This window comes from Streptococcus mitis (genome assembly GCF_002096845.1).
GTDB classification, from domain to species: Bacteria; Bacillota; Bacilli; order Lactobacillales; family Streptococcaceae; genus Streptococcus; species Streptococcus mitis_A.
The window spans coordinates 61,802-88,019 of the sequence record NZ_NCVK01000003.1 but is presented as its reverse complement, the minus strand read 5'-3'; the positions used below and the strand labels follow the sequence as shown (position 1 = coordinate 88,019).

The 26,218-nt window shown below is 40.7% G+C and carries 22 protein-coding genes and 1 pseudogene; 20 read left to right on the top strand and 3 right to left on the bottom strand.

Annotated features, from left to right (window positions below; genetic code table 11):
- Positions 1–179 precede the first annotated feature (179 nt).
- The 5 genes from metA (at position 180) to B7695_RS01095 (ending at position 5,393) form a co-directional block, all read left to right on the top strand.
- The gene (gene metA, locus B7695_RS01115; protein WP_084889374.1) at positions 180–1,124 is read left to right on the top strand and encodes a homoserine O-acetyltransferase MetA; all 945 of its coding nucleotides are present in this window, start codon (positions 180–182) and stop codon (positions 1,122–1,124) included.
- Positions 1,125–1,132: 8 nt separating this feature from the next.
- Entirely contained in the window at positions 1,133–1,810 is a 678-nt protein-coding gene (locus B7695_RS01110; protein WP_084889373.1) for a DnaD domain-containing protein, read from the top strand.
- A 97-nt stretch (positions 1,811–1,907) separates the two neighbouring features.
- Positions 1,908–2,666, top strand: a complete 759-nt coding sequence (gene tpiA, locus B7695_RS01105; protein WP_042901359.1) for a triose-phosphate isomerase — start codon at positions 1,908–1,910, stop codon at positions 2,664–2,666.
- A gap of 33 nt (positions 2,667–2,699) precedes the next feature.
- Positions 2,700–4,214, top strand: a complete 1,515-nt coding sequence (gene lytC / locus B7695_RS01100) for a choline binding-anchored murein hydrolase LytC (protein WP_084889372.1) — start codon at positions 2,700–2,702, stop codon at positions 4,212–4,214.
- A gap of 331 nt (positions 4,215–4,545) precedes the next feature.
- Positions 4,546–5,393, top strand: a protein-coding gene (locus B7695_RS01095; protein WP_142358840.1) for an IS630 family transposase whose coding sequence is annotated in 2 segments (ribosomal slippage) — positions 4,546–4,864 and positions 4,864–5,393 — 849 coding nt in all. Because the reading frame shifts where the segments join, the coding sequence is not laid out codon by codon here.
- A gap of 146 nt (positions 5,394–5,539) precedes the next feature.
- On the opposite strand, the pseudogene B7695_RS11765 reads toward B7695_RS01095, so the two are convergent.
- Positions 5,540–5,748, bottom strand: a pseudogene (locus tag B7695_RS11765) (IS630 transposase-related protein); the annotation flags it as partial.
- 228 nt (positions 5,749–5,976) lie between these two features.
- Here B7695_RS11765 and B7695_RS01085 point away from each other — a divergent pair.
- From B7695_RS01085 to whiA, 10 genes are all read left to right on the top strand, one after another.
- A complete protein-coding gene (locus B7695_RS01085; protein ID WP_084889371.1) occupies positions 5,977–12,735 on the top strand; it encodes an SIALI-17 repeat-containing surface protein in 6,759 nt (2,252 codons plus the stop codon).
- An 850-nt stretch (positions 12,736–13,585) separates the two neighbouring features.
- The gene (locus B7695_RS01075; RefSeq protein WP_004248156.1) at positions 13,586–14,104 is read left to right on the top strand and encodes a Dps family protein; all 519 of its coding nucleotides are present in this window, start codon (positions 13,586–13,588) and stop codon (positions 14,102–14,104) included.
- A 129-nt stretch (positions 14,105–14,233) separates the two neighbouring features.
- A complete protein-coding gene (locus B7695_RS01070; RefSeq protein WP_000162469.1) occupies positions 14,234–14,740 on the top strand; it encodes a dihydrofolate reductase in 507 nt (168 codons plus the stop codon).
- Positions 14,740–14,910 (top strand): hypothetical protein, encoded by a 171-nt coding sequence (locus B7695_RS01065; RefSeq protein WP_000442261.1) that lies wholly within the window; start codon positions 14,740–14,742, stop codon positions 14,908–14,910. The genes B7695_RS01070 and B7695_RS01065 overlap by 1 nt, the downstream gene beginning before the upstream one ends.
- Positions 14,911–14,946: 36 nt before the next feature.
- Positions 14,947–16,179, top strand: coding sequence for an ATP-dependent Clp protease ATP-binding subunit ClpX (gene clpX / locus B7695_RS01060; RefSeq protein ID WP_012972566.1), 1,233 nt, complete (start codon positions 14,947–14,949; stop codon positions 16,177–16,179).
- A gap of 8 nt (positions 16,180–16,187) precedes the next feature.
- A complete protein-coding gene (gene yihA, locus B7695_RS01055) occupies positions 16,188–16,775 on the top strand; it encodes a ribosome biogenesis GTP-binding protein YihA/YsxC (RefSeq protein ID WP_142358839.1) in 588 nt (195 codons plus the stop codon).
- Positions 16,776–16,785: 10 nt separating this feature from the next.
- Positions 16,786–17,166 carry a RidA family protein gene (locus B7695_RS01050; RefSeq protein ID WP_001140420.1) on the top strand — a complete coding sequence of 127 codons (381 nt, stop codon included), beginning with the start codon at positions 16,786–16,788 and terminating at the stop codon, positions 17,164–17,166.
- Positions 17,167–17,217: 51 nt separating this feature from the next.
- Positions 17,218–18,108, top strand: a complete 891-nt coding sequence (rapZ, locus tag B7695_RS01045; protein WP_084889369.1) for an RNase adapter RapZ — start codon at positions 17,218–17,220, stop codon at positions 18,106–18,108.
- Positions 18,105–19,082 (top strand): YvcK family protein, encoded by a 978-nt coding sequence (locus tag B7695_RS01040; RefSeq protein ID WP_084889368.1) that lies wholly within the window; start codon positions 18,105–18,107, stop codon positions 19,080–19,082. Before rapZ ends, B7695_RS01040 begins: the two co-directional genes overlap by 4 nt.
- On the top strand, positions 19,079–19,990 hold the full coding sequence (gene whiA, locus B7695_RS01035; protein ID WP_004262315.1) for a DNA-binding protein WhiA: 912 nt from the start codon (positions 19,079–19,081) through the stop codon (positions 19,988–19,990). The genes B7695_RS01040 and whiA overlap by 4 nt, the downstream gene beginning before the upstream one ends.
- Positions 19,991–20,547: 557 nt before the next feature.
- Here whiA and B7695_RS10635 read toward each other — a convergent pair.
- Together B7695_RS10635 and B7695_RS01025 are read right to left on the bottom strand one after the other, a co-directional pair.
- Positions 20,548–20,637 carry a hypothetical protein gene (locus B7695_RS10635; RefSeq protein ID WP_001810072.1) on the bottom strand — a complete coding sequence of 30 codons (90 nt, stop codon included), beginning with the start codon at positions 20,635–20,637 and terminating at the stop codon, positions 20,548–20,550.
- 162 nt (positions 20,638–20,799) lie between these two features.
- Positions 20,800–21,768, bottom strand: a complete 969-nt coding sequence (locus B7695_RS01025) for an NAD(P)/FAD-dependent oxidoreductase (protein WP_084889366.1) — start codon at positions 21,766–21,768, stop codon at positions 20,800–20,802.
- Positions 21,769–21,905: 137 nt separating this feature from the next.
- Here B7695_RS01025 and cdaA point away from each other — a divergent pair, with 137 nt between their 5' ends.
- From cdaA to B7695_RS01000, 5 genes are all read left to right on the top strand, one after another.
- Entirely contained in the window at positions 21,906–22,763 is an 858-nt protein-coding gene (gene cdaA / locus B7695_RS01020) for a diadenylate cyclase CdaA (RefSeq protein ID WP_084889365.1), read from the top strand.
- The gene (locus B7695_RS01015; RefSeq protein ID WP_084889364.1) at positions 22,750–23,529 is read left to right on the top strand and encodes a CdaR family protein; all 780 of its coding nucleotides are present in this window, start codon (positions 22,750–22,752) and stop codon (positions 23,527–23,529) included. The genes cdaA and B7695_RS01015 overlap by 14 nt, the downstream gene beginning before the upstream one ends.
- Before the next feature lie 24 nt (positions 23,530–23,553).
- Entirely contained in the window at positions 23,554–24,906 is a 1,353-nt protein-coding gene (gene glmM, locus B7695_RS01010) for a phosphoglucosamine mutase (RefSeq protein WP_084889363.1), read from the top strand.
- Positions 24,907–24,979: 73 nt separating this feature from the next.
- Complete coding sequence (locus B7695_RS01005) at positions 24,980–25,354, top strand: DUF1149 family protein (RefSeq protein ID WP_001050087.1); 375 nt, start codon at positions 24,980–24,982, stop codon at positions 25,352–25,354.
- A gap of 1 nt (position 25,355) precedes the next feature.
- Complete coding sequence (locus B7695_RS01000; protein ID WP_084889362.1) at positions 25,356–26,204, top strand: DegV family protein; 849 nt, start codon at positions 25,356–25,358, stop codon at positions 26,202–26,204.
- The last annotated feature ends 14 nt before the right edge of the window (positions 26,205–26,218 follow it).

Genomic DNA, 26,218 nt, shown 5'->3' with positions numbered 1-26,218 from the left:
AGCAAACTAGGAAACTAGCCGCAGGTTGCTCAAAACACTGTTTTGAGGTTGTAGATGGAACTGACGTAGTCAGTATCCTACACATACGGCAAGGCAACGTTGACGCGGTTTGAATTTGATTTTCGAAGAGTTTCAAACATATGCAATGATTCCTGAAAGAGTACAGTTAGGAGAGGGTTATGCCGATTCGAATTGATAAAAAATTACCAGCTGTTGAGATTTTACGGACAGAGAACATCTTTGTCATGGATGATCAACGTGCGGCCCACCAAGATATCCGTCCTTTGAAGATTTTAATTTTAAATCTCATGCCACAGAAAATGGTCACAGAAACCCAGTTGTTACGTCATTTGGCCAATACACCTCTACAACTGGATATCGATTTTCTCTATATGGAGAGCCACCGTTCTAAAACAACTCGTTCAGAGCACATGGAGACCTTCTATAAAATTTTTCCAGAGGTTAAGGATGAGTATTTTGATGGGATGATTATCACAGGGGCTCCAGTTGAGCATTTACCATTTGAGGAAGTGGACTATTGGGAGGAATTTACCCAGGTGCTTGAGTGGTCCAAGACCCATGTCTATTCGACCCTTCATATCTGTTGGGGGGCTCAGGCGGGACTCTATCTGCGTTATGGGGTGGAAAAATACCAGATGGACAGTAAGCTATCAGGTATTTATCCTCAGGACACCTTAAAAGAGGGTCACCTTCTATTTAGAGGCTTTGACGATAGCTATGTATCCCCTCATTCACGGCACACGGAGATTTCTAAGGAAGAGGTCTTAAACAAAACCAATCTCGAGATTTTATCAGAAGGGCCACAGGTTGGGGTTTCGATTTTGGCTAGTCGTGATTTACGAGAAATTTATAGTTTTGGGCATTTGGAATATGACCGTGATACCTTGGCAAAAGAGTATTTTAGGGATCGTGATGCAGGTTTAGACCCACATATTCCAGAAAATTACTTTAAGGATGATGATGTCAATCAGACGCCTTGTCTTTGTTGGTCTTCATCAGCAGCCCTCTTTTTCAGTAACTGGGTGAATTATGCGGTCTATCAGGAGACGCCTTTTGACTGGAGAAAGATAGAAGATGATGCATCTGCATATGGGTATTTATAAGAGGAATTATGACATATTTAGACGCTTTTAAATCAGGGAACTTGGTTTTACCGAGTGCCCTGCTCTTGCATTTTAAGGAACTTTTTCCTTCTAGCGACGATTTTCTAGTCTGGCAATTTTTCTATTTGCAAAATACGACTGGCTTAGAAGAAATGTCGCCAAGCCAGATTGCTGAAAGGATTGGCAAGGAAATTTCGGATGTCAATCAGGCTATTTCCAATCTGACTGAGAGGGGGCTGCTTCAGTATCGAACGATAGAATTAAATGGCGAAATCGAATTGCTTTTTGATGCCAGTCTAGCCTTGGAACGCTTGGATGACTTGCTTGGAGCTCCTACTTCAAGTTCAGACCAGTTGACACCTCAAAATCAGCTCAAGGATTTGGTGGAAACTTTCCAGCAGGAGTTGGGACGCTTGTTGACCCCTTTTGAGATTGAGGATTTGACCAAGACGCTAAAGGAAGATGGAACCAGTGCTGACTTGATTAAGGAAGCTCTTCGTGAAGCTATTTTGAATGGAAAAGCAAACTGGAAGTACATTCAGGCCATTTTGAGAAATTGGCGCCATGAAGGAATCAAGAGTGTGGCTCAAATTGAGGCTAAGCGGGCAGAAAGAGAAGCCAGCAATCCTCAGTTGACACAGGTATCTGCAGATTTCAGAAATGCTATGGATCTTTGGAAGGATTAATCCATGCAAGCAGGTTTGAAATCCGAGTAAGATTTGCAAGCTGTGTATAATTGTGATAAAATAAATAGAAAATAAATTGAAAAAAGAGGTATGTGAAATGTCACGTAAACCATTTATCGCTGGTAACTGGAAAATGAACAAAAATCCAGAAGAAGCTAAAGCATTCGTTGAAGCAGTTGCATCAAAACTTCCTTCATCAGATCTTGTTGAAGCAGGTATCGCTGCTCCAGCTCTTGATTTGACAACTGTTCTTGTTGCTGCAAAAGGTTCAAACCTTAAAGTTGCTGCTCAAAACTGCTACTTTGAAAATGCAGGTGCTTTCACTGGTGAAACTAGCCCACAAGTTTTGAAAGAAATCGGTACTGACTACGTTGTTATCGGTCACTCAGAACGCCGTGACTACTTCCATGAAACTGACGAAGATATCAACAAAAAAGCAAAAGCAATCTTTGCAAACGGTATGCTTCCAATCATCTGTTGTGGCGAGTCACTTGAAACTTACGAAGCTGGTAAAGCTGCTGAGTTTGTAGGTGCTCAAGTATCTGCTGCTTTGGCTGGATTGACTGCTGAACAAGTTGCTGCATCAGTTATCGCTTACGAGCCAATCTGGGCTATCGGTACTGGTAAATCAGCTTCACAAGACGATGCACAAAAAATGTGTAAAGTTGTTCGTGACGTTGTAGCTGCTGACTTTGGTCAAGAAGTTGCAGACAAAGTTCGTGTTCAATACGGTGGTTCTGTTAAACCTGAAAACGTTGCTTCATACATGGCTTGCCCAGACGTTGACGGTGCCCTTGTTGGTGGTGCGTCACTTGAAGCAGAAAGCTTCTTGGCTTTGCTTGACTTTGTAAAATAATCAGTAGCAAAAGCTAGGTGGAACAGCATTCAGATGTCTGTTCCATTTTTTATAGGAGAGGAAAGATTGAAAACAAAGATTGGAAAAATTGGATTAGCAAGTATCTGTTTACTTGGCTTGGCAACTAGTCACGTCGCTGCAAATGAAACCGAAGTTTCAAAAACTTCGCAGGATACAACGACAGTTTCAAGTAGTTCAGAGCAAAATCAGTCTTCTAATAAAACTCAAACGAGCGAAGGAGTAAAGACCAATGCTTCTGCCCACTGGGATGGGGACTATTATGTAAAGGTTGATGGTTCTAAAGCTAAGAGTGAGTGGATTTTTGATAACTACTATAAGGCTTGGTTTTATATTAAATCAGATGGTCGTTATGCTCAAAATGAATGGCAGGGTAATTACTACTTGAAATCAGGCGGTTATATGGCCAAAAATGAATGGGTTTATGATAACGCCTATAAGAATTGGTTTTACCTGAAGTCCGATGGTTCTTATGCTAACCAGGAATGGCATGCTGTTGGAGGTAAATGGTACTATTTTAAGAAATGGGGCTATATGGCTAAAAGTCAATGGCAGGGAAGTTATTTCCTAAATGGTCAAGGTGCCATGATGCAAAATGAATGGCTCTATGATCCAGCCTATTCGTCTTACTTCTATCTCAAGTCTGATGGCTCTTATGCTAATCAAGAGTGGCAAAAGGTAGACGGAAAGTGGTATTATTTCAAGAAGTGGGGTTACATGGCTAAAGATGAGTGGCAGGGTAACTACTATTTGACAGAAAGTGGTGCTATGGCGACTGGTGAATTAGTCATGGATGATGCTCGCTATATTTTTTCTGACTCAGGTGAGTTAAAAGAAAAGAAAGACTTGAATGTTGGCTGGGTTAACCGAAATGGCAGACGTTATTTCTTTAACCATCGTGAAGAACAAGTTGGGACTGATCAAGTTAAAAAGGTCATCGATGTCAGTGAGCACAATGGTCGTATCAGTGACTGGAAAAAGGTCATCGATGATAATGGAGTAGATGGAGTCATTGTTCGTTTGGGCTATAGTGGAACTGAGGACAAGGAATTGGCTCATAATATTAAGGAGTTAAACCGTCTTGGAATTCCTTACGGTGTTTATCTCTATACTTATGCTGAAAATGAGACCGATGCTGAGAATGATGCTAATCAAACCATTGAACTCTTGAAAAAATACAAGATGAACTTGTCTTATCCTATCTACTACGATGTTGAGAACTGGGAATATGGCAATAAGACTAAGAGAGCTCCAAGTGATACTGGAACCTGGGTCAAGATTATCAACAAGTATATGGCAACAATGAAACAGGCTGGTTATCAAAATGTGAATGTTTATAGCTACCGTCAACTTTTACAAACTCGTTTAAATCATCCAGATATTTTACAACATGTTAACTGGGTTGCAGCCTATACGGATGCACTTGATTGGAATAATCCTCATTATTCAGGAGAAAAAGGATGGCAGTATACTTCATCTGAATACTTAAAAGGAATTCGAGGTCGTGTTGATGTCAGTGTTTGGTATTAAAATGTAGGTTTAAGAAAGTGAGGTTTCAAGTTAACTAGCTAAAAGAAATTTTACCACCTATTTGTAGTCAAAGTATTTTATGCTACCTATTGATACAATTTTTATGATGGAGATTTCGATATAAAGATCTTTGTCAACTGTAAAAGTATTGGAAGCTGGGAAAAACTGGCCTCTAACCATAAAACAAGTGAGTATTTCCACACTTGGAGATGCTCGTTTTCTATAGTAGATTGAAATAGAATGTGAACAAGTTGATTGAGAAATTCAAACTGATTTTTCATAATATAGCAAACTGAACTAAAAACAGTACATAATGTGGCATAAGTTTCTTATGGCATATTCAATAGATTTTCGTAAAAAAGTTCTCTCTTATTGTGAGCGAACAGGTAGTATAACAGAAGCATCACACCTTTTCCAAATCTCACGTAATACCATTTATGGCTGGTTAAAGCTAACAGAGAAAACAGGAGAGCTAAACCATCAAGTAAAAGGAACAAAACCAAGAAAGGTTGATAGAGATAGACTCAAAAACTATCTTACTGACAATCCAGACGCTTATTTGACTGAAATAGCTGCTGAATTTGGCTGTCATCCAACTACCATCCACTATGCTCTCAAAGCTATGGGCTACACTCGAAAAAAAAGAACCACACCTACTATGAACAAGACCCAGAAAAAGTAGCTTTATTTCTTAAGAATTTTAATAGTTTAAAGCACTTAGCACCTGTTTATATTGATGAAACAGGATTCGATACTTATTTTTATCGAGAATATGGTCGCTCATTAAAATGTCAGATAATAAGAGGTAAGGTATCTGGAAGAAGATATCAGAGGATTTCTTTGGTTGCAGGGCTAACAAATGGGGAGTTAATCGCTCCAATGACTTACGAAGAGACGATGACGAGCGACTTTTTTGAAGCTTGGTTTCAGAAGTTTCTCTTACCAACATTAGATACATCATCAGTTATTATTATGGATAATGCAAGATTCCATAGAATGGCTAAGCTAGAGATTTTATGCGAAGAGTTTGGGCATAAACTTTTACCTCTTCCTCCCTACTCACCTGAGTACAATCCTATTGAGAAAACATGGGCTCATATCAAAAAGAACCTCAAAAATGTATTATCGAGTTGTAGTACTTTTTTCGAGGCTCTTTTGTCTTGTTCTTATTTCAATTGACTATAACAATAAGGGCGTACTATTCTAGACTCAACATACTATATAATTTCGAAAAATGCTTTAGAAGCAGCATTGCAGCGTTCTGGATTAACTCTACTATAGTTTTAAAAAAGCATTCTAAACATTCAAAAATATTTGGGATTTCACTTAAGAAAGGCGTTCAATTCCTCTAAAGGAATCTTCCGCTTTTTGACGACTCGTTTTTCCGCTCTAAGTGTTCTTGTTCACGTAATTTCTTTTCCCACGTGAAGAGAGTTCTGACGCCAACATCAAAAACTTTAGCTGCTTCGACACGGCTGTGTCCCTCTTTGATGTAATCTAATGCTCCTTGTTTAAAATCAAGAAAATATAATATATTTTTTATTTTTCTGTTTATTCAGTGTAAATTGTACAATGTGGAGAAGTTCATTATTTTGTATATTTTCACAATTATATTAAGAAAATTTAAAAAGCTTGTAACTTGGTATTATGTTGTTTAAAAGTATTTTCAAACTGAAAAAATTGACTAAAAATTTGAATAATTAACTATAATTGGGTAAAATAGATAGTATGGCATATTATATTTAAGAGGAAAAAAATTAAAATGAAACAATGGTTTTATGGAGAAAAACGTCAGCGTTTTTCTTTTAGAAAATTGTCAGTTGGATTAGTCTCGGCTACTATTGGAAGCTTCTTTTTTAGCAGTCTAATAGCTGGAGATTTATCCCCTGTTAAAGCTACAGAGATTTCACATGGACAGTCAGCTCAAGTGAGCTACTATTATGTAATGGAATCTGAATTAACTGAAGCAGAGAAGTCTATCTTGATCAGAGATATTCCAAAGCATGTTGAAGAGATATCAGAAAGCTATTACTTAGTTTATCGTCCCAAAGATCAAAAATTAGGATATGGAGCATTACCTCAGACCGGCTACTCTGGGGTCTGGGAGTCAATTTTTGCAGTTGCGGGTTTTACATTCTTAGTGTTAATATTTGCTAGGGCTAAGAGTGGCAAGAGATATTTATCGTCTATCTTATTGGTAACAGGAATGGGGTCTGTGTTACTATCTCCGACTGCCTTGGCTGTGACCAACCTTGAGCTTGCTGCGTATAATCAAAGTATAAATTTAGGTGTTGGAGAATCTCTTCCAAAACCTTTGCATATTGATGGCTTTGAATATATTGGTTATCTAAAGAATGAGGATAAAAAGGGAAATAGCCTTTATTCTTCTCATAAGGATAAATCATTAGTAGACTATAGCACCAATCCATACATAGCTCCAGTTCACGAAGTTCCAGAGTTAGATGAGTATGGTACAAGTCCAGACACAGCTCCAGTTCACGAAATTCCAGAGTTAGATGAGTATGGCACAAGTCCAGACACAGCTCCAGTTCACGAAATTCCAGAGTTAGATGAGTATGGTACAAGTCCAGACACAGCTCCAGTTCACGAAGTTCCAGAGTTAGATGAGTATGGTACAAGTCCAGACACAGCTCCAGTTCACGAAGTTCCAGAGTTAGATGAGTATGGCACAAGTCCAGACACAGCTCCAGTTCACGAAGTTCCAGAGTTAAATGAGCATGGTACAAGTCCAGACACAGCTCCAGTTCACGAAGTTCCAGACTTAGATGAGCATGGTACAAGTCCAGACACAGCTCCAGTTCACGAAATTCCAGAGTTGAAATTCAGTATAAATGACATTATAAGAATAGAAAAGATAGATTTTTCTATCGTCGAGCTGTATACAGATGAGATTACAGAAGGCAGTCGTAACATTGTAACACCGGGCGTTCAAGGTGAACGTACGATTAAGACTCGTATCTACAGCTCTAATGGTCAGGAAATTGACCGACAAGAGATGTCAAATGAGGAGACCCTATCCCCAGTTACCCAGGTTGTTAAAGTTGGTACAGCTAAGGCGACTATGATTCCGAATGATGCACCGAAAGCAGAATCTCTTCCAGAGTACCCGTTAACCTTCACTGACGAAATTCGAGTAGATAAAATCAACTTCGCAGTTCGTGAAGAAGAAACGGACGAACTTGTCCAAGGCAGTCGTAACATTGTAACCCCGGGAGTTCAAGGTGAGCGTACGATTAAGACTCGTATCTACAGCTCTAATGGTCAGGAAATTGACCGTCAAGAGATGTCAAATGAGGAGACCCTATCCCCAGTTACCCAGGTTGTTAAAGTTGGTACAGCTAAGCCGACCATGGTTCCGAATGATGCACCGACAGCAGAATCTCTTCCAGAGTACCCGTTAACCTTCACTGACGAAATTCGAGTAGATAAAATCAACTTCGCAGTTCGTGAAGAAGAAACGGACGAACTTGTCCAAGGCAGTCGTAACATTGTAACCCCGGGAGTTCAAGGTGAACGTACGATTAAGACTCGTATCTACAGCTCTAATGGTCAGGAAATTGACCGACAAGAGATGTCAAATGAGGAGACCCTATCCCCAGTTACCCAGGTTGTTAAAGTTGGTACAGCTAAGGCGACTATGATTCCGAATGATGCACCGAAAGCAGAATCTCTTCCAGAGTACCCGTTAACCTTCACTGACGAAATTCGAGTAGATAAAATCAACTTCGCAGTTCGTGAAGAAGAAACGGACGAACTTGTCCAAGGCAGTCGTAACATTGTAACCCCGGGAGTTCAAGGTGAGCGTACGATTAAGACTCGTATCTACAGCTCTAATGGTCAGGAAATTGACCGTCAAGAGATGTCAAATGAGGAGACCCTATCCCCAGTTACCCAGGTTGTTAAAGTTGGTACAGCTAAGCCGACTATGGTTCCGAATGATGCACCGACAGCAGATTCTTTAGAAGAGTTCGACTTAATTACACTGCATAATTTATTGACAGAAGCAACTCAGATTAAAGCAGAGGCACGTTATTTCAATGATGATCAAAGTCATCAATCTAACTATGATTCTGCATTGCTGGCAGCTCAGGCGATTCTTACTCAATCCCAAGCCAGTCAAGCAGAAATCAATCAACTGGTGGAACAAATCAAACAGGCTAAGGCACAATTGAGTGGTCTTGAGGTTGTCAAAACTGCTCTTCAGACTGAGTACGATTTAAATGTCACTGTTAAAACTTCTGCTAAATATAAGAATGCTGATTCGGATAAGAAGACAGTTTATACAGACCAATTAGCCAAGTCAGAAATAGTTCTGAATAGTCAAACGGCCACACAAGTACAAGTCAATCAAGCTCTTGCTAGTCTGCAAGTCGCCAAAGAAGCACTCAATGGAGTGTCAAAAGTCAAGCCAATAGTTTCGATTCTAAGCCTGACTGAAAATGCAGATGATAAGTCTGTTGCGATCCAATATAGCTTGAAAGACCAAACAAAATCCTTCCGTTCAGCCACTGCAGAATTATATCAGGGGGATAAGCTTGTTCGTACTCTTCCAATCACTAATTTCGATAACAGTCTAAAGATTGGAGAGTTGGATTACTACACAGCGTATACTTTGAAAACCAAGCTGACATATGAGCTGGACAATGGTAGTGTCACTGAATTTGAAACAGACAGTCGTGAATTTGAACTTGAATATAAGAAGATCTCCTTCCGAGATGTTGATTCAGTTGAGTTTTACAGTAAAGATAATGACCAATACAAGCGACTGGTATCAATGAGTTCCATGCCTAAAGATCTGTCAAACTACTTTGTCAAAGTCAAATCAAGTGAAGCTAAGGAAATGCTTCTCCCAGTTCACAGTATTTCTGAAATCCAAAAAGACGGAAAAGATGTATACAGAGTAACAGTCTCGTTGCCTGAGTTGGTTCAAGAAGATGAGACAGGCTATAAGTCTGGCTACGACTTCTATATCAGTAAGGCAGTTCCTAGTCAGCAAAATGTTTACACTAGCTTTGCTGGATTGATAGATGCTATGAAGAAAAATATGGCTAGTAATTATGTTTTGGGAGCTGATTTGGATGCCAGTGAGGTTAGTCTGGCACCTGCGGATTATGTTTATCTTAGAGGGAACTTCACAGGTAGTCTGACTGGCAATCATAATGGTAAGCAGTATGCTATCTATAATCTAGCTAAGCCTTTGTTCGAAAACCTCAAGAGTGGTTCTTCTGTTTCTGGTATGGATTTGAAGGATGTCAATATTGTGGGTAGCTATGACTCTGCTGCCTTAGCTCGGAGTGCAGAAAATGCTCGAATTACAGATGTTTCTGTCCAAGGTAAAGTATCGGTGATAGGCAATGCTTCTAATGTGGCGGGGCTGGTTGTTAGTGCAACAAACACACAAATTTCCAACAGTTCCTTCACTGGTGTCATCCAGGCAAACGAGAAACAGAGCAAAGAATATAATGTTGGTGGTTTGGTTGCTAATCTTAAGGGAGGAGATTCCTTGCTCAGTCAAAGCAGAGCAGATGTGACCATCCTAGCAGGCGCTAGAGCCAACAACCAACGATTCGGCGGTTTGGTTGGTCGTTTGGAGAACAATGCCCGTATCAGTCGTTCTTATGTAACTGGAAAGATTCAAAATACTACTAAGAATGGTCAGATTGGCGGTATCGTAGGATCCAATTATTTCAATGGCTTGGTTGACAATGTTATCAGTAATATTAGTGGTACGAATGTTTATAGTATTTCTGGAGATCAAGCCTACAATAATGATCGTATTACGGAAGCTTATGTCGTTGAAGGAAATCAAACGCTGGAAAATGACAAGTTTGTCACTTCAACACTGACTCTGAACGAGGCAGAAGAGAAGCTAGCTAGTTTAGATATTACGACAAATCTAGAGGACACGAATCTTAATCTTTATTCTGTTAACTATGCTCAAGAGAAGAATGCTCGAGAAAATCGTTTGATAGCTTATTCCAATATGGAAAAACTCCTTCCGTTCTATAACAAGGAGACAATCATTAGCTATGGAAATAAACTCCCAGATCATCATAAGCTCAATACAGAATATTTGTTGGATGTTGTTCCAATGAAAGGTGACCAGATTATCACTGATATTAATAGTAATAAGGCATCTATTGACCGTTTGATGTTACACTTCGAGGATAATACAGTTGATTACCTGAATCTGACTTATAAAGGAGAGTTTAAGAACCAAGCAATTGCAGAATACACTGTAAATGGCTTAGATCTTCTTTATACACCTGAAGCTTTCTTATCAGACTATAGCAGAGTTCTGAATCAAGTACTGCCAGAGTTGAATAAGGTAGTTCTTGACTCACCAGCCATGCGAACTGTTTTAGGTGTAAATGCTGACACTTCCTTGGATGATCTTTATCTTGATACATCCTTTGAACAAGTCAAGACCAAGCTCTCAGAAGAGTTACGCAAAGTTCTGGCTATGGATACGTCAATCAATACTGAAGGCAATGTTGTGGCTGACTATGTAGCTCACAAGATTACAGCCAATAAGGAAGCCTTCTTGCTTGGGCTTACCTATCTTAACCGTTGGTATAATATTAATTATGATAATATTAATGTCAAAGATTTATCTGCTTATAAGTTTGATTTCTTTGGAAATCATAGTGCTTCAACGATAGATACCATTATTTCATTAGGTCAGTCAGGAATGAATAATCTTAAAGCAAAGAACAATCATTTAGCTTATGATGCTTCGCTCTCTGAATCGACTGGTAAGCGTGGACTTTTCAATTATTTGGAAAATTACCGTCAGCTCTTCTTACCATACAAGACTAATAATGAATGGCTCAAGACCAATACAAAAGCTTATATCGTAGAGTCTAAGTCAGATATAGCAGAGGCTAGAAAGATTCAGGATACAGCTGAGGGCAAGAGCAAGTATTCTGTCGGCGTTTATGATAAGATTACTGCTGATAATTGGGAATATAAGGGCATGCTTCTACCACTCTTGACTATGAGTGAGAAAGGTGTCTATGTCATCTCCAATATGTCCACTATCTCCATGGGTGCTTATGATCGTTACCGAGATGTTGTCGATGGTAAGGTAAGGACAGATGCAGAGTTGGTAGAATATGTCGAGGATAGAGTTAGAAAATCAGCTGAATATCAGCGCGATCATTATGATTTCTGGTACAAGATTCTAAGTCCAGAAAGCAGGGACAAGCTTTTCCGTTCCGTACTAGTTTACGATGGATTCCTAATGAAAGATAGTACTGGTCAAAGATATTGGGCTCCAGCTAATGATAAGAAATCGTTAGCTATGCAGGAGTTCTTTGGACCAGCAGGCAAGTGGTATCCAAGTAAGGGCTACAATGCCTATGCTACAGGAAGTGTAACCCACTTTGACGCTGCTCGTTTATTGGAAGACTATGGTAACTCTGTTTATACGCATGAAATGACCCATAACTCTGACGGCGGCATCTACTTTGAGGGCAATGATCGTCGTGAAGGTCTGGGAGCTGAACTCTATGCTCGAGGACTCTTGCAGTCTACTCCAACCCCTGACGAACCAACTATTACTCTTAATACCCTCTTCAAGGTGGATAAAGATTCTAAGACACGGATGCATACCTATAATTTCAAAGAGCGTGTTCAAAACGCAGCAGACTTGCAACACTATGTTCATGGTATGTTTGATATGGTCTATACACTCGATTACTTAGAAGGTACTTCTATGCTTAAGCAGAGTGATGATGCTAAGCTTCAGTGGTTCAGAAAGATGGAAAATTACTACATTACAGATAAGTATGGTAAGGAAACCCATGCTGGTAACCAGACACGAACCTTCACTGCAGAGGAAATTAAGCAGCTAACTAGTTTCTACTCTTTGATTGAGAATGATGTGATTACGCGTCGAGAGAATAAGGATAGTGGTAAATATGGACGGAATGGCTACCTCAGTCTTAGCCTCTTCTCACCAATCTACTCAGCATTGAGCAATCCTAAAGGGGCGCCAGGGGATGTTATGTTCCGACGTACGGCTTATGAGTTACTGGCAGCCAAGGGATATCATGAAGGATTTGTTCCTTATGTTTCTGGTAAGTACTCTAAGGAAGCCTTTGATGAAGGTAAGAAAACGTGGGACGGATGGTCTGGAAGGGATGTAGGTCTAGTGACAGACCAAAAAGTTTTGGAAAATGTATTTAAGGGCGAATATGACTCTTGGGTAGCTTTCAAGAAGGCCATGTATAAGGAACGAATTGATCAGCTGACAAAGCTTAAGCCGATCACTATTGAGTACGAACTTAGAAATCCAAATAGTACTAAGAAAGTAACTATTCGTTCTTACGCACAGATGCAGAAACTGATGGATGAAGCAGTAGCAGAGGATGTAGGTAACATTACTAATGCGACTAGCCGTGTTGAATCTAGTTGGGTCAACTTGCTCAAGAAAAAGATTTACAACGCTTATCTTCGTGAGACAGATGATTTCAGACAGTCTATATTTAAGAAATAAGGAATTTTATATTTCTTCAATTAAATTTTATGGTAGTTTTCTCAGTTTTTAAGTGATGAATATCTAATATCTATCGCGAAAATACTTGATAAGAGCGCCATGGAATGACTAATGAGAAAAAGCATTAGCTAGACAGTTTCTTAAAAATGAAATCTCTAGAAGAAAACAGTTTTCTATAAAGCGAATGATGAAATAATAAAAAATTAAGCAACGGCCTTGTTCCTCATTTCAAGAGGGGTAAGGTCGTTCTTGTGCTGTTTAACACTTTGTTAGTATTCGTTTCCTGAGCCAATACTCTCCAAAAATCTCTTCAAACCACGTCAACGTAGTCTTGCCGTGCGTATGGTTACTGACTTCGTCAGTTCTATCCACAACCTCAAAACAGTGTTTTGAGCTGACTTCGTCAATTTTATCTGCAACCTCAAAGATGTACTTTGAGCAGCCTGCGGCTAGTTTCCTAGTTTACTCTTTGATTTTCATTGAGTATAAGATGCTGATCAAGATGATAATGTCGTAGTTGAAGACACTTCCCCTACTTTTAAGTTTCTATAAAATAAAAATAGATTTTTTGTTGACAGTCTATTTAAGAAATATCGTAGTTCAATAATACACTGTACAATTTAATAGTTCTTATTCAGTTTGCTAGAAGTTTGTATATTCTTTTTCTTTTCTTTATTAAAAAATAGACATGAAATTGACTCTAATATTCTCTAAAAAATTCTTAAATTATCAGTCTATTGCAACTTTTCTCATGTGGGTCATTTGACTTGCTATTGGTTTTTCTTAGTGGTATACTAAGATAGTAATCATTAAGAAGTGGTTGCAAAAAATAATGAACGAGGTAAAGAAAATGGTAGAATTGAAAAAAGAAGCAGTAAAAGATGTAGCATCATTAACAAAAACAGCGCCAGTAGCATTGGCAAAAACAAAGGAAGTATTGAACCAAGCTGTTGCTGATTTATACGTGGCCCACGTGGCTTTGCACCAAGTACACTGGTACATGCGTGGTCGTGGATTTCTTGTATGGCATCCAAAAATGGATGAGTACATGGATGCTCTTGATGGTCATTTAGATGAAATCAGCGAACGATTGATTACACTCGGAGGTAGCCCATTCTCTACATTGACAGAGTTCCTTCAAAACAGTGAAATCGAAGAAGAAGTTGGAGAGTTCCGCAATGTAGAAGAAAGTTTGGAACGTGTCCTTGAAATTTATCGTTACCTCATCACGCTTTTCCAAGAAGCTTTGGATGTGACAGATAAAGAAGGCGATGATGTAACCAATGATATCTTTGTTGGAGCTAAGGCTGACCTTGAAAAAACAGTCTGGATGCTTGCGGCAGAATTAGGACAAGCACCTGGTTTGTAAGAAACAATAGAAAATATATAAATCTGTAGGAAATTTCTTACAGATTTTTTCTATTCTGTAAGCTATTCCAAACCAGTCTTTTTTTGAGTTTTTTGATAAAATAGTACTATCAGTGAAAAGGATGGAAGCATGACTAAAAAAATCGTAGCTATTTGGGCCCAGGATGAAGAGGGTGTGATTGGTAAGGACAATCGTCTGCCCTGGTATTTGCCAGCAGAATTGCAACACTTTAAAGAAACAACTCTGAATCATGCTATCTTGATGGGGCGTGTGACCTTTGATGGGATGGAACGCCGCTTGCTTCCAAAACGTGAAATCTTGATTTTGACACGTAACCCGGAAGAAAAGATAGATGGAGTTGCTACTTTTCATGATGTCCAGTCTGTCTTGGACTGGTATCAGGCTCAAGAAAAGAATCTCTATATTCTTGGTGGAAAGCAGATTTTTCAGGCTTTTGAACCCTATCTTGACGAAGTGATTGTGACTCACATTCATGCTCGGGTGGAGGGAGATACCTATTTCCCTGAAGAGTTTGATTTGTCTCTTTTTGAGACAGTTTCAAGTAAATTTTACGCCAAAGATGAGAAGAATCCTTATGATTTTACCATCCAATACCGCAAGAGAAAGGAAGTCTAATGGAACGTAGTATATTTGGTTTTTTCACAGCCATGCTGTGTTTGGTCTGCTTGCTTGCAGGAGCACAGGCTTTTCGTAAAAAGCGCTATGGACTTTCTGTCCTGCTCTGGTTAAATGCCTTTACCAATTTGGTCAATAGTGTCCATGCTTTTTACATGACCTTATTTTAGATAGAATAACAGTATAGAATAGAACGGAAGGAAATCATGCCTACAAATAGGAATAATGATATGATGGTTTATTGCTCATTTTGTGGCAAAAGCCAAGAAGAAGTACAAAAAATAATCGCTGGGAACAACGCCTTTATCTGTAATGAATGTGTGGAGTTGGCCCAGGAAATCATTCGAGAGGAGTTGGCTGAGGAAGTCTTGGCAGACTTGTCTGAGGTACCAAAACCAATCGAACTCCTCCATATCTTGAACCACTATGTAATCGGTCAAGATCGTGCCAAGCGTGCCTTGGCAGTAGCAGTATATAACCACTACAAACGCATCAATTTCCACGATACGCGTGAAGAGTCAGAAGATGTGGATTTGCAGAAGTCAAACATCTTGATGATTGGCCCAACTGGTTCAGGGAAAACATTCCTTGCTCAGACCTTGGCTAAGAGCTTGAATGTGCCTTTTGCCATTGCGGATGCGACAGCTCTTACTGAGGCTGGTTATGTGGGTGAGGACGTGGAAAATATCCTCCTCAAACTCTTGCAGGCTGCTGATTTTAACATTGAGCGCGCAGAGCGTGGGATTATCTATGTGGATGAAATTGACAAGATTGCCAAGAAGAGCGAGAACGTATCGATCACACGTGACGTTTCTGGTGAAGGGGTGCAACAAGCCCTTCTCAAGATTATAGAGGGAACTGTTGCTAGCGTGCCACCTCAAGGTGGTCGCAAACACCCACAACAAGAAATGATTCAAGTGGATACCAAAAATATCCTCTTCATCGTGGGTGGTGCCTTTGATGGTATCGAAGAAATTGTCAAACAACGTCTGGGTGAAAAGGTTATTGGCTTTGGTCAAAACAACAAGGCGATTGACGAAAACAGCTCTTACATGCAAGAAATCATAGCAGAAGATATTCAAAAATTTGGTATTATTCCTGAGTTGATTGGACGCTTGCCTGTTTTTGCAGCTCTTGAACAATTGACGGTTGATGACTTGGTTCGTATCTTGAAAGAGCCAAGAAATGCCTTGGTCAAACAATATCAAACCTTGTTATCTTATGACGATGTTGAGTTGGAATTTGACGACGAAGCCCTTCAAGAAATTGCCAATAAAGCCATCGAACGCAAAACTGGTGCGCGTGGTCTTCGCTCAATTATCGAAGAAACTATGCTGGACGTTATGTTTGAAGTACCGAGTCAGGAAAATGTGAAATTGGTCCGCATCACAAAAGAAGCTGTCGATGGAACGGATAAACCAATCCTAGAAACAGCCTAGAGGTGACTATGGAACTTAATACACACAATGCTGAAATCTTGCTCAGTGCAGCTAATAAGTCACACTATCCGCAGGATGAACTGCCAGAGATTGCGCTAGCAGGGCGTTCTAATGTTGGCAAGTCTAGCTTTATCAACACTATGTTGAACCGTAAGAATCTTGCTCGTACATCAGGAAAACCTGGAAAAACTCAGCTTCTCAACTTCTTTAATATCGACGACAAGATGCGTTTTGTAGATGTGCCTGGTTATGGCTATGCCCGTGTTTCTAAAAAGGAACGTGAAAAGTGGGGGCGCATGATTGAGGAGTACCTAACGAATCGGGAAAATCTCCGTGCAGTTGTTAGTCTAGTTGACCTCCGTCATGACCCATCAGCAGATGATGTGCAGATGTACGAATTTCTCAAGTACTATGAGATTCCGGTTATCATCGTTGCGACCAAGGCGGACAAGATTCCTCGTGGTAAATGGAACAAGCACGAATCAGCAATCAAAAAGAAATTAAACTTTGACCCAAGTGACGACTTTATCCTCTTTTCATCTGTCAGCAAGGCAGGGATGGATGAGGCTTGGGATGCAATCTTAGAAAAATTGTGAGGAAAAGAAAATGGCAAAAACAATTCATACAGATAAAGCTCCAAAGGCTATCGGACCATATGTTCAAGGGAAAATCGTTGGCAACCTTTTGTTTGCCAGTGGTCAAGTTCCCCTATCTCCTGAAACTGGGGAAATCGTTGGAGAAACGATCCAAGAACAGACAGAACAAGTCTTGAAAAACATTGGTGCTATTTTGGCTGAAGCAGGAACAGATTTTGACCATGTTGTCAAAACAACTTGCTTCTTGAGCGATATGAACGACTTCGTTCCTTTTAACGAGGTTTACCAAACGGCCTTTAAAGAGGAATTTCCAGCTCGTTCAGCTGTGGAGGTAGCTCGTCTTCCTCGTGATGTAAAAGTCGAAATTGAAGTCATCGCAGAGATTGGATAAGCTAGTTGAAGTTTGGTGTTGCCAAACTTCTTTTGATATAAGGAGAAAAAGATGACAAAGAAACAACTTCACTTGGTGATTGTGACAGGAATGAGTGGTGCAGGGAAAACTGTAGCCATTCAGTCCTTTGAGGATTTGGGTTATTTTACTATTGATAATATGCCGCCAGCTCTCTTGCCTAAGTTTTTGCAGTTGGTGGAAACAAAGGAAGATGACCATAAGTTGGCCTTGGTAGTAGATATGCGTAGCCGTTCTTTCTTCTCAGAGATTCAAGATGTTTTGGATGAGTTGGAAAACAAGGAAGAACTGGACTTTAAAATTCTCTTTTTGGATGCAGCTGATAAGGAATTGGTCGCTCGTTACAAGGAAACCAGACGGAGTCACCCACTAGCAGCAGACGGACGGATTTTGGATGGAATCAAGCTGGAACGTGAGCTCTTGGCGCCTTTGAAAAATATGAGCCAAAATGTGGTGGATACGACTGAACTCACTCCACGTGAGCTGCGCAAAACCCTTGCAGAGCAGTTTTCAGATCAAGAGCAAGCCCAGTCTTTCCGTATCGAAGTCATGTCTTTCGGCTTTAAATATGGAATCCCAATTGATGCAGATTTGGTCTTTGATGTCCGATTCTTGCCCAATCCCTACTACCTACCAGAACTGAGAAACCAAACGGGTGTAGATGAACCAGTGTATCACTATGTCATGAACCATCCAGAGTCCGAAGACTTTTATCAACATTTGTTGGCCTTGATTGAACCGATTTTGCCAAGTTACCAAAAGGAAGGTAAGTCCGTTTTGACCATTGCCATGGGATGTACGGGTGGACAACACCGTAGTGTGGCCTTTGCTAAACGCTTGGCGCAGGACTTATCCAAGAATTGGCCTGTTAATGAAGGGCATCGTGACAAAGACCGAAGAAAGGAAACGGTAAACCGTTCATGAGAAAACCAAAGATAACGGTGATTGGTGGAGGGACTGGGATCCCTGTCATTCTTAAGAGTCTGCGGGAAAAAGATGTGGAAATCGCAGCTATCGTAACGGTGGCAGATGATGGTGGTTCTTCAGGTGAACTCAGAAAAAATATGCAGCAGTTGACACCGCCAGGTGATCTTCGCAATGTCCTTGTGGCCATGTCGGATATGCCTAAGTTTTATGAGAAAGTCTTTCAGTATCGCTTTTCTGAAGATGCTGGAGCCTTTGCTGGCCATCCATTGGGAAATCTCATTATCGCTGGCCTGTCAGAAATGCAGGGTTCGACCTATAATGCCATGCAGTTGCTGAGCAAATTTTTCCATACCACTGGGAAGATTTATCCTTCCAGTGACCATCCCTTGACCCTTCATGCAGTCTTTCAGGATGGGACAGAAGTGGCTGGAGAGAGCCATATTGCAGACCATCCAGGCATGATTGACCATGTCTATGTGACCAATACCCTCAACCATGATACGCCTCTAGCTAGCCGTCGAGTGGTGCAGACCATTCTTGAAAGTGACATGATTGTCCTCGGACCTGGTTCTCTATTTACCTCGATTTTGCCAAATATCGTGATTAAGGAAATCGGGCAGGCGCTTTTGGAAACCAAGGCAGAAATCGCCTATGTCTGCAATATCATGACCCAACGTGGGGAGACAGAACATTTTACAGATAGCGACCACGTGGAAGTCTTGCATCGTCACCTTGGCCGACCTTTTATCGACACTGTCTTGGTGAATATCGAAAAAGTGCCTCAGGAATACATGAATTCCAACCGTTTTGATGAATACTTGGTGCAGGTGGAACATGATTTTGCTGGTCTTTGTAAGCAAGTTCCGCGCGTGATTTCATCCAACTTCCTTCGTCTGGAAAATGGGGGTGCCTTCCACGATGGAGATTTGATTGTGGATGAGTTGATGCGGATTATACAGGTGAGAAAATGAGTTTCACAGTAGCAGTAAAAGAAGAAATCTTAGGTCAACACCATCTGAGCCGACATGAATTGTCTGCCATTATCAAGATGTCTGGTAGTATTGGTCTCTCGACTTCGGGTTTGACCTTGTCAGTCGTGACAGAAAATGCCAAGCTGGCTCGTCACCTCTATGAGTCCTTTCTCCATTTCTATGAAATCAAATCGGAAATTCGCCACCACCAACGGAGCAATCTTCGCAAGAATCGAGTCTATACCGTTTTTACAGATGAAAAGGTGCAGGACTTGTTGAGTGATTTGCACTTGGCAGACTCTTTCTTTGGCCTGGAAACAGGTATTGATGAGGAGATTTTATCAGATGAGGAAGCAGGTCGTGCTTATCTTTGTGGCGCTTTCTTGGCAAATGGAAGCATTCGTGACCCTGAGTCAGGCAAGTACCAGTTGGAAATCAGTTCTGTTTATCTGGACCACGCGCAAGGGATTGCCTCTCTTCTCCAGCAGTTTTTACTGGATGCCAAGGTTCTTGAGCGCAAGAAGGGGGCAGTGACCTACCTTCAGCGAGCTGAAGACATTATGGACTTCTTGATTGTCATCGGAGCCATGCAGGCGCGTGATGATTTTGAGCGGGTTAAGATTTTGCGAGAAACCCGTAATGACCTCAATCGGGCCAATAATGCAGAAACAGCCAATATTGCTCGGACAGTTTCTGCCAGCATGAAGACTATCAACAATATCAGTAAAATCAAAGATATCATGGGCTTAGAAAATCTGCCAGTGGATTTGCAGGAAGTAGCGCAATTGCGGATTCAGCACCCAGACTACTCTATCCAGCAGTTAGCAGATAGCCTCAGCACCCCTCTGACCAAAAGTGGTGTCAACCACAGACTCAGAAAAATCAATAAGATAGCCGATGAGTTATAAAGATATAAAACACCTCTTTCTTGACAATTGAACAGAGCATGTGAGATAATAAAGAGGAATTGAGTATTAGTTCTATATCATGGACTAAGAAAAGACCCCGAGCTAACTTCCACATTAAGCTTGGGATCTTTTTTGACACTATTTGTCCTTGTTTAGCCATTTATAGTAGATTGAATCTACATTAGTATGTCATGGCTGCTAAAATATTTATAGAAAGTAATTTGACTTTCCTAATCGATTTGTTCACATCTTATTTCAATCTACTATATCGACTAAGCAAAGAACGACACTGGCCACAATTGGTCCGATGATAGTTTTGAGTACTAATTCCATCATGGGCTATCTCACCTTCTTTCGTAGGCGGTGTAGAAGCACCTTAAATATTATAGCGCATTTATAATTCAGCATGTCAGAGATTTCTTTTGACAACTGAAGATGGATGTGAGATAATAGTGGAGAAGTGAAGATGTAGTCTACCATAACTACAAAAAAGCCCCTGCTGATAACCACAAAAGCAAGGGCTTTTTCTAGTCTACGCTAGAAAGGTGGGTTGGTCGCTATTTCTTGTTTAGCCATTTTTCGATGACTATCAGGACGATACCGACCACCAAGGGTAGAATAATATTTGTGAAGATGTAATCTACCATAGGCTCCACCTCCCTTCTAAGGCAGATGTGCCGTTTCTATTATATCACATGATTTATCAGTTTGATAGGCATTTTTATTTGTGCTAGAAGAAGGGAAAGATATGATCTAACAAATTAGCTGATGAACTATAAAACCACGAATCGTAGGACTCGTGGTTCTTTTTATAAACTAGTAGAGTGTTTTGGTTGTACTTTTTGTTCAGGGTCAATGTAGTTGATGGCATTATTGACAGCAGTTGGTGCTTCTCCAAGCCCTGTCGCAATCAGATCAATTTTTCCGTCATAGTAGCAGCAGTCACCGATAGCATAGATACCTGCTAGGCTAGATTCCTGTTTACTGTTGACGATAATCTTGTGACGGTTGAGGTCCAGACCCCAGTTTTTAAGGTTACCGACAGAAGATTTGAAACCATAGTTGACAAAGAGGTGGTCTAGGTCAATCGTTTCGGTTTCATCAGATTTGACTTTTGTGATTTCAAGTTTATCGAGCGTTTTTCCATCTCCAAGGAGTTGGCTAGGGACGAATGGTGTCTTGATGGTCACAGATGATTCCTGTAAGGCTTGGACACTGTGCTCCAAGGCACGGAAATTATCTCTGCGGTGGACAAGGGTAGTTGGTGCGATTTTTTCAAAAGCCAAAGCCCAATCCACAGCCGAGTCTCCTCCACCAAGAATCGTCACTTTCTTACCAGCGTATTGCTGGATGTTGGAAACGTGGTAGTGGATATTTTCATAGCCCTCAACGCCTTCTAGTTCCAGCGGACGTGGTTTAAAGGCACCGCCCCCCATAGCGATGATAACAGTTTTAGACAGGTGACTTCCTTTAGAAGTTGTGATGACAAAGCCTTCTTCTTGTTTTTCAATCTCAAGAACCGTTTCATTGAGATGAATAGGGGTATCAAAGCCGTTTAACTGTTCAATCAAGCGGTAGGTCAACTCTTCTCCAGTTAGGTTTGGGAAACCTGGTACGTCTAGGATTTCCTTTTCAGGGTAGAGAATAGCAGGTTGTCCACCTAGTTGGGGAAGAGAGTCGATGATTTGGACCTTGGCTTGGCGTAAGTGGGCATAGAAGGCTGCAAAAAGCCCGACGGGACCACCACCTACAATGGTAATATCATATAGTTGAGACATGGTTTCTCCTTTGTTTTTTCTAGTCAGTTTATTTTATCATATTTTTCTTTAATTTAAAATGAAGTAGGATAGGGAAAAAAATGTCAGAAAAATGGTATAATAGAAAGGAACGTGTTTGGACAGAGAGGAGACAGCAGATGAACTTTCAACAATTATCCAACCTGCAATATTGGACTAGCTTGTTTTCTAGTCCTTGGAGTATTGCCATCAATCTGTTTGATATTTTGATTGTGGCCTATATTTTATATCGTTTTACAAAAGCGATAGCTGGCACCAAGATTATGATTTTGGTACGGGGGGTCTTGATTTTTGTATTAGCCCAGGTCGTGGCCAATATCCTTGGTTTAACAACGATTTCTTGGCTGATTAATCAGATTATCACTTATGGAGTCATTGCTGCGGTTGTTATCTTCTCTCCAGAGATTCGAACTGGTTTGGAACGCTTGGGAAGGGCGACAGATTTCTTTTCTACTACTCAAATTAGTGCAGAAGAGAAAATGATTCGTGCCTTTGTCAAGTCAGTTGAATATATGAGTCCTCGTAAGATTGGTGCTTTGGTTGCCATTCAACGAGTTCGGACCTTGCAAGAATACATTGCGACAGGTATTCCCTTGGATGCCAATATTTCAGCTGAACTCCTCATTAATATCTTTATCCCCAACACTCCTCTACATGACGGTGCTGTGATTATCAGAGAAAATCGGATTGCGGTAACTTCTGCCTACCTGCCCTTGACAGAAAGCACAGGGATTTCCAAGGAATTTGGGACCAGACACCGGGCAGCTATCGGTTTGTCAGAAGTATCCGATGCCTTGACCTTCATCGTCTCAGAGGAAACAGGTGGCATTTCTATTACCTATAACGGTGTTTTCAAGCACGACTTGACGATTGAAGAATTTGAAGCAGAGCTACGAGCAATTCTTTTGCCAGCTGTTGAGGAAAAAATCAGTTTCAAGGACCGTTTGCTAGGAGGTTGGAAATATGAGAAAAAATAGTCTATATATCATTTCATCTCTCTTTTTTGCTTGTGTCTTATTCATCTATGCAACATCGACTAATTTTCAAAATAACAATACGGTAAGGCAGGTCAAATCAGAAACCTACACCAATACGATAGCAAATGTTCCCATCGATATTCACTATGATAATGACCAGTATTTCATCAGCGGATTTGCATCAGAGGTTTCAGTTGTACTGACAGGTGCCAATCGTGTGACCTTGGCCAGTGAAATGCAGGAAAGCACTCGTAAGTTTAAGGTCACAGCGGATTTGACAGATGCTAGTGTTGGAACGATTGAAGTTCCCTTGAACATTGAAAATCTTCCAAGTGGATTGACCGCTGTGGCAACGCCTCAAAAGATTACAGTGAAAGTTGGGAAGAAGGTTAAGCGAGATGGGATGATTGTTGTGCCACAAGTTGACCAAAGCCAGATTGATCCTAAGCTACAAATTGATAGTGTAACCGTGTCAAACGAACGAGTTTCGGTCACAACTGACCAGGAAACATTAGCTAAGATTGACAAAGTTATTGCGCTTTTACCAACCAGCGAAAGGATTACAGGTAACTATAGTGGTTCAGTACCTTTGCAGGCAATCGACCGCAACGGGGTAGTCTTACCAGTAGTTATCACTCCGTTTGATACGACAATGAAGGTCACTACAAAGCCTGTGACACCAAGTTCAAGCACATCAAATTCAAGTACAAGTAGTTCATCGGAGACATCTTCGTCAACGAAAACAACTAGTTCAAAAACGAATTAAAAATATGAAAAGGATTTTATAAAAATGGGTAAATATTTTGGGACTGATGGAGTCCGTGGAGAAGCTAATGTAGAACTAACACCAGAATTGGCCTTTAAACTAGGACGTTTTGGAGGCTATGTTCTTAGTCAACATGAAACGGAAGCACCGAAAGTCTTTGTAGGACGTGACACACGTATTTCAGGGGAAATGCTAGAATCTGCCTTGGTGGCAGGTCTCCTCTCTGTAGGGATTCACGTCTACAAACTTGGTGTCCTTGCAACACCAGCAGTAGCTTACTTGGTCAAAACTGAGGGAGCCAGTGCGGGTGTCATGATTTCTGCTAGCCACAATCCAGCCCTTGATAACGGAATCAAGTTCTTTGGTGGTGATGGCTTCAAACTAGATGACGAAAAAGAAGCAGAAATTGAAGCCCTGCTAGATGCTGATGAAGACACTCTTCCTCGTCCAAGTGCAGAAGGCTTGGGAACCTTGGTAGATTATCCAGAAGGCTTGCGTAAGTATGAAGGATACCTTGTTTCAACTGGAACCCCTCTTGAAGGAATGAAGGTTGCCTTGGACACAGCCAATGGTGCAGCATCTACAAGTGCCCGTCAAATCTTTGCAGACCTTGGAGCTCAATTGACTATTATAGGGGAAACACCAGACGGTCTTAACATCAACCTTAATGTTGGTTCAACCCACCCAGAAGCCCTTCAAGAAGTGGTCAAAGAAAGCGGCTCAGCTATCGGTTTGGCCTTTGACGGAGACAGTGACCGTTTGATTGCTGTCGATGATAATGGCGACATCGTCGATGGTGATAAAATCATGTACATCATCGGAAAATACCTTTCTGAAAAAGGACAATTGGCCCAAAATACAATCGTGACGACTGTGATGTCCAACCTTGGTTTCCACAAGGCCTTGGACCGTGAAGGTATTAACAAGGTAGTAACTGCAGTTGGCGACCGCTACGTTGTTGAAGAAATGAGAAAATCAGGCTACAACCTCGGTGGTGAACAGTCTGGTCACGTCATCTTGATGGACTACAATACAACAGGTGATGGTCAATTATCTGCTGTTCAATTGACAAAAATCATAAAGGAAACTGGTAAGAGCCTGTCAGAGTTGGCAGCAGAAGTAACCATTTACCCACAAAAATTAGTTAATATCCGAGTGGAAAATGCCATGAAGGAAAAGGCTATGGAAGTGCCAGCTATCAAGGCTATCATCGAGAAGATGGAAGAAGAAATGGCAGGGAATGGTCGTATTCTTGTTCGCCCAAGTGGAACAGAGCCTCTTTTGCGTGTTATGGCAGAAGCGCCTACAACAGAAGAAGTAGACTACTATGTTGATACCATCGCAGACGTAGTTCGAGCTGAAATTGGGATTGACTAAATCCTAGAAAACTAGATGAAAATAAAAAATTATGGTACAATAGCTTATAATATTGTAGCCGAGGGAGAAAGACATGAATCTTAAACGTGAACAAGAATTTGTTAGTCAGTATCATTTTGATGCGCGTAATTTTGAATGGGAAAATGAAAATGGAGCTCCTGAAACTAAGGTGGATGTGAACTTCCAATTGCTCCAACATGATCAAGAAAATCAAGTGACTTCCTTGATTGTCATCTTGACATTTATGATTGTATTTGATAAGTTCGTCATCAGTGGAACCATTTCACAGGTAAATCATATCGATGGCCGTATTGTCAATGAACCAAGTGAATTGAGCCAAGAAGAAGTGGAAACTTTGGCTCGTCCATGTTTGAATATGCTCAACCGTTTGACTTACGAAGTAACTGAAATTGCATTAGACTTACCAGGAATCAATTTGGAGTTCTAATATGAAACTAGCTGTTATCACAGATTCTTCTGCCTATCTCAGTGCAGAGACCTTGCAAAGAGAAGATTTGTATGTCTTGGATATTCCTGTCAATATTGATGGTGAGGAGTATGTCGAAGGTATCAATCTGACTGCTGAGGAATTTTACCAAAAAATGGCTCAGGCTTCTGAATTGCCTAAGACTAGTCAGCCAAGTATTGCCAAGTTAGATGAAATCTTAACTTTGCTCAAAGAACAAGGTTATACCCATGCCTTGGGACTTTTCCTATCTTCTGGAATTTCAGGTTTTTACCAAAATATCCAGTACATGGTCGATGATTATGAGGGCTTAACCATTGCCTTTCCAGACACTTTGATTACAAGTGCTCCTCTGGGTATCATGGTTGAAAGCGTCTTTAATTGGCGTGACCATGGCGATGATTTTGCCAGCATTCAGGATAAGCTAGCCATTCAAATCAGCCGTACGTCAGCCTTTATCATGGTAGATGATTTGGATCATTTGGTAAAAGGTGGACGTCTTTCAAATGGGGCTGCCATTTTGGGCAATCTGCTAAGCATTAAGCCAATCCTTTATTTCAACGACCAAGGTGTGATTGAAGTGTACGAAAAAGTTCGTACTGAAAAGAAAGCAACCAAGCGCTTAATTGAAATTATCAAGGAAACAACGGCTTCAGGTCAATACCGGGTCATTGTCATTCATGGGAATGCTCCTGAAAAGGCTGAGGAATTGCGTCAGCACTTGGTTGAGTCTGGCTTGAGTTCAGATATTTCACTAGCTACATTTGGTAGTGTCATTGGAACCCACCTAGGAGCAGGAAGCATTGCTCTGGGTTATATTCCAGTGATTTAGTTGCCACTTTTATA

Coding starts and splice junctions, on each gene's coding strand:
- metA (WP_084889374.1), top strand. CDS start 180: ATGCCGATTCGAATTGATAAAAAATTACCAGCTGTTGAGATTTTACGG.
- B7695_RS01110 (WP_084889373.1), top strand. CDS start 1,133: ATGACATATTTAGACGCTTTTAAATCAGGGAACTTGGTTTTACCGAGT.
- tpiA (WP_042901359.1), top strand. CDS start 1,908: ATGTCACGTAAACCATTTATCGCTGGTAACTGGAAAATGAACAAAAAT.
- lytC (WP_084889372.1), top strand. CDS start 2,700: ATGTCTGTTCCATTTTTTATAGGAGAGGAAAGATTGAAAACAAAGATT.
- B7695_RS01085 (WP_084889371.1), top strand. CDS start 5,977: ATGAAACAATGGTTTTATGGAGAAAAACGTCAGCGTTTTTCTTTTAGA.
- B7695_RS01075 (WP_004248156.1), top strand. CDS start 13,586: ATGGTAGAATTGAAAAAAGAAGCAGTAAAAGATGTAGCATCATTAACA.
- B7695_RS01070 (WP_000162469.1), top strand. CDS start 14,234: ATGACTAAAAAAATCGTAGCTATTTGGGCCCAGGATGAAGAGGGTGTG.
- B7695_RS01065 (WP_000442261.1), top strand. CDS start 14,740: ATGGAACGTAGTATATTTGGTTTTTTCACAGCCATGCTGTGTTTGGTC.
- clpX (WP_012972566.1), top strand. CDS start 14,947: ATGCCTACAAATAGGAATAATGATATGATGGTTTATTGCTCATTTTGT.
- yihA (WP_142358839.1), top strand. CDS start 16,188: ATGGAACTTAATACACACAATGCTGAAATCTTGCTCAGTGCAGCTAAT.
- B7695_RS01050 (WP_001140420.1), top strand. CDS start 16,786: ATGGCAAAAACAATTCATACAGATAAAGCTCCAAAGGCTATCGGACCA.
- rapZ (WP_084889369.1), top strand. CDS start 17,218: ATGACAAAGAAACAACTTCACTTGGTGATTGTGACAGGAATGAGTGGT.
- B7695_RS01040 (WP_084889368.1), top strand. CDS start 18,105: ATGAGAAAACCAAAGATAACGGTGATTGGTGGAGGGACTGGGATCCCT.
- whiA (WP_004262315.1), top strand. CDS start 19,079: ATGAGTTTCACAGTAGCAGTAAAAGAAGAAATCTTAGGTCAACACCAT.
- B7695_RS10635 (WP_001810072.1), bottom strand. CDS start 20,637: ATGGTAGATTACATCTTCACAAATATTATTCTACCCTTGGTGGTCGGT.
- B7695_RS01025 (WP_084889366.1), bottom strand. CDS start 21,768: ATGTCTCAACTATATGATATTACCATTGTAGGTGGTGGTCCCGTCGGG.
- cdaA (WP_084889365.1), top strand. CDS start 21,906: ATGAACTTTCAACAATTATCCAACCTGCAATATTGGACTAGCTTGTTT.
- B7695_RS01015 (WP_084889364.1), top strand. CDS start 22,750: ATGAGAAAAAATAGTCTATATATCATTTCATCTCTCTTTTTTGCTTGT.
- glmM (WP_084889363.1), top strand. CDS start 23,554: ATGGGTAAATATTTTGGGACTGATGGAGTCCGTGGAGAAGCTAATGTA.
- B7695_RS01005 (WP_001050087.1), top strand. CDS start 24,980: ATGAATCTTAAACGTGAACAAGAATTTGTTAGTCAGTATCATTTTGAT.
- B7695_RS01000 (WP_084889362.1), top strand. CDS start 25,356: ATGAAACTAGCTGTTATCACAGATTCTTCTGCCTATCTCAGTGCAGAG.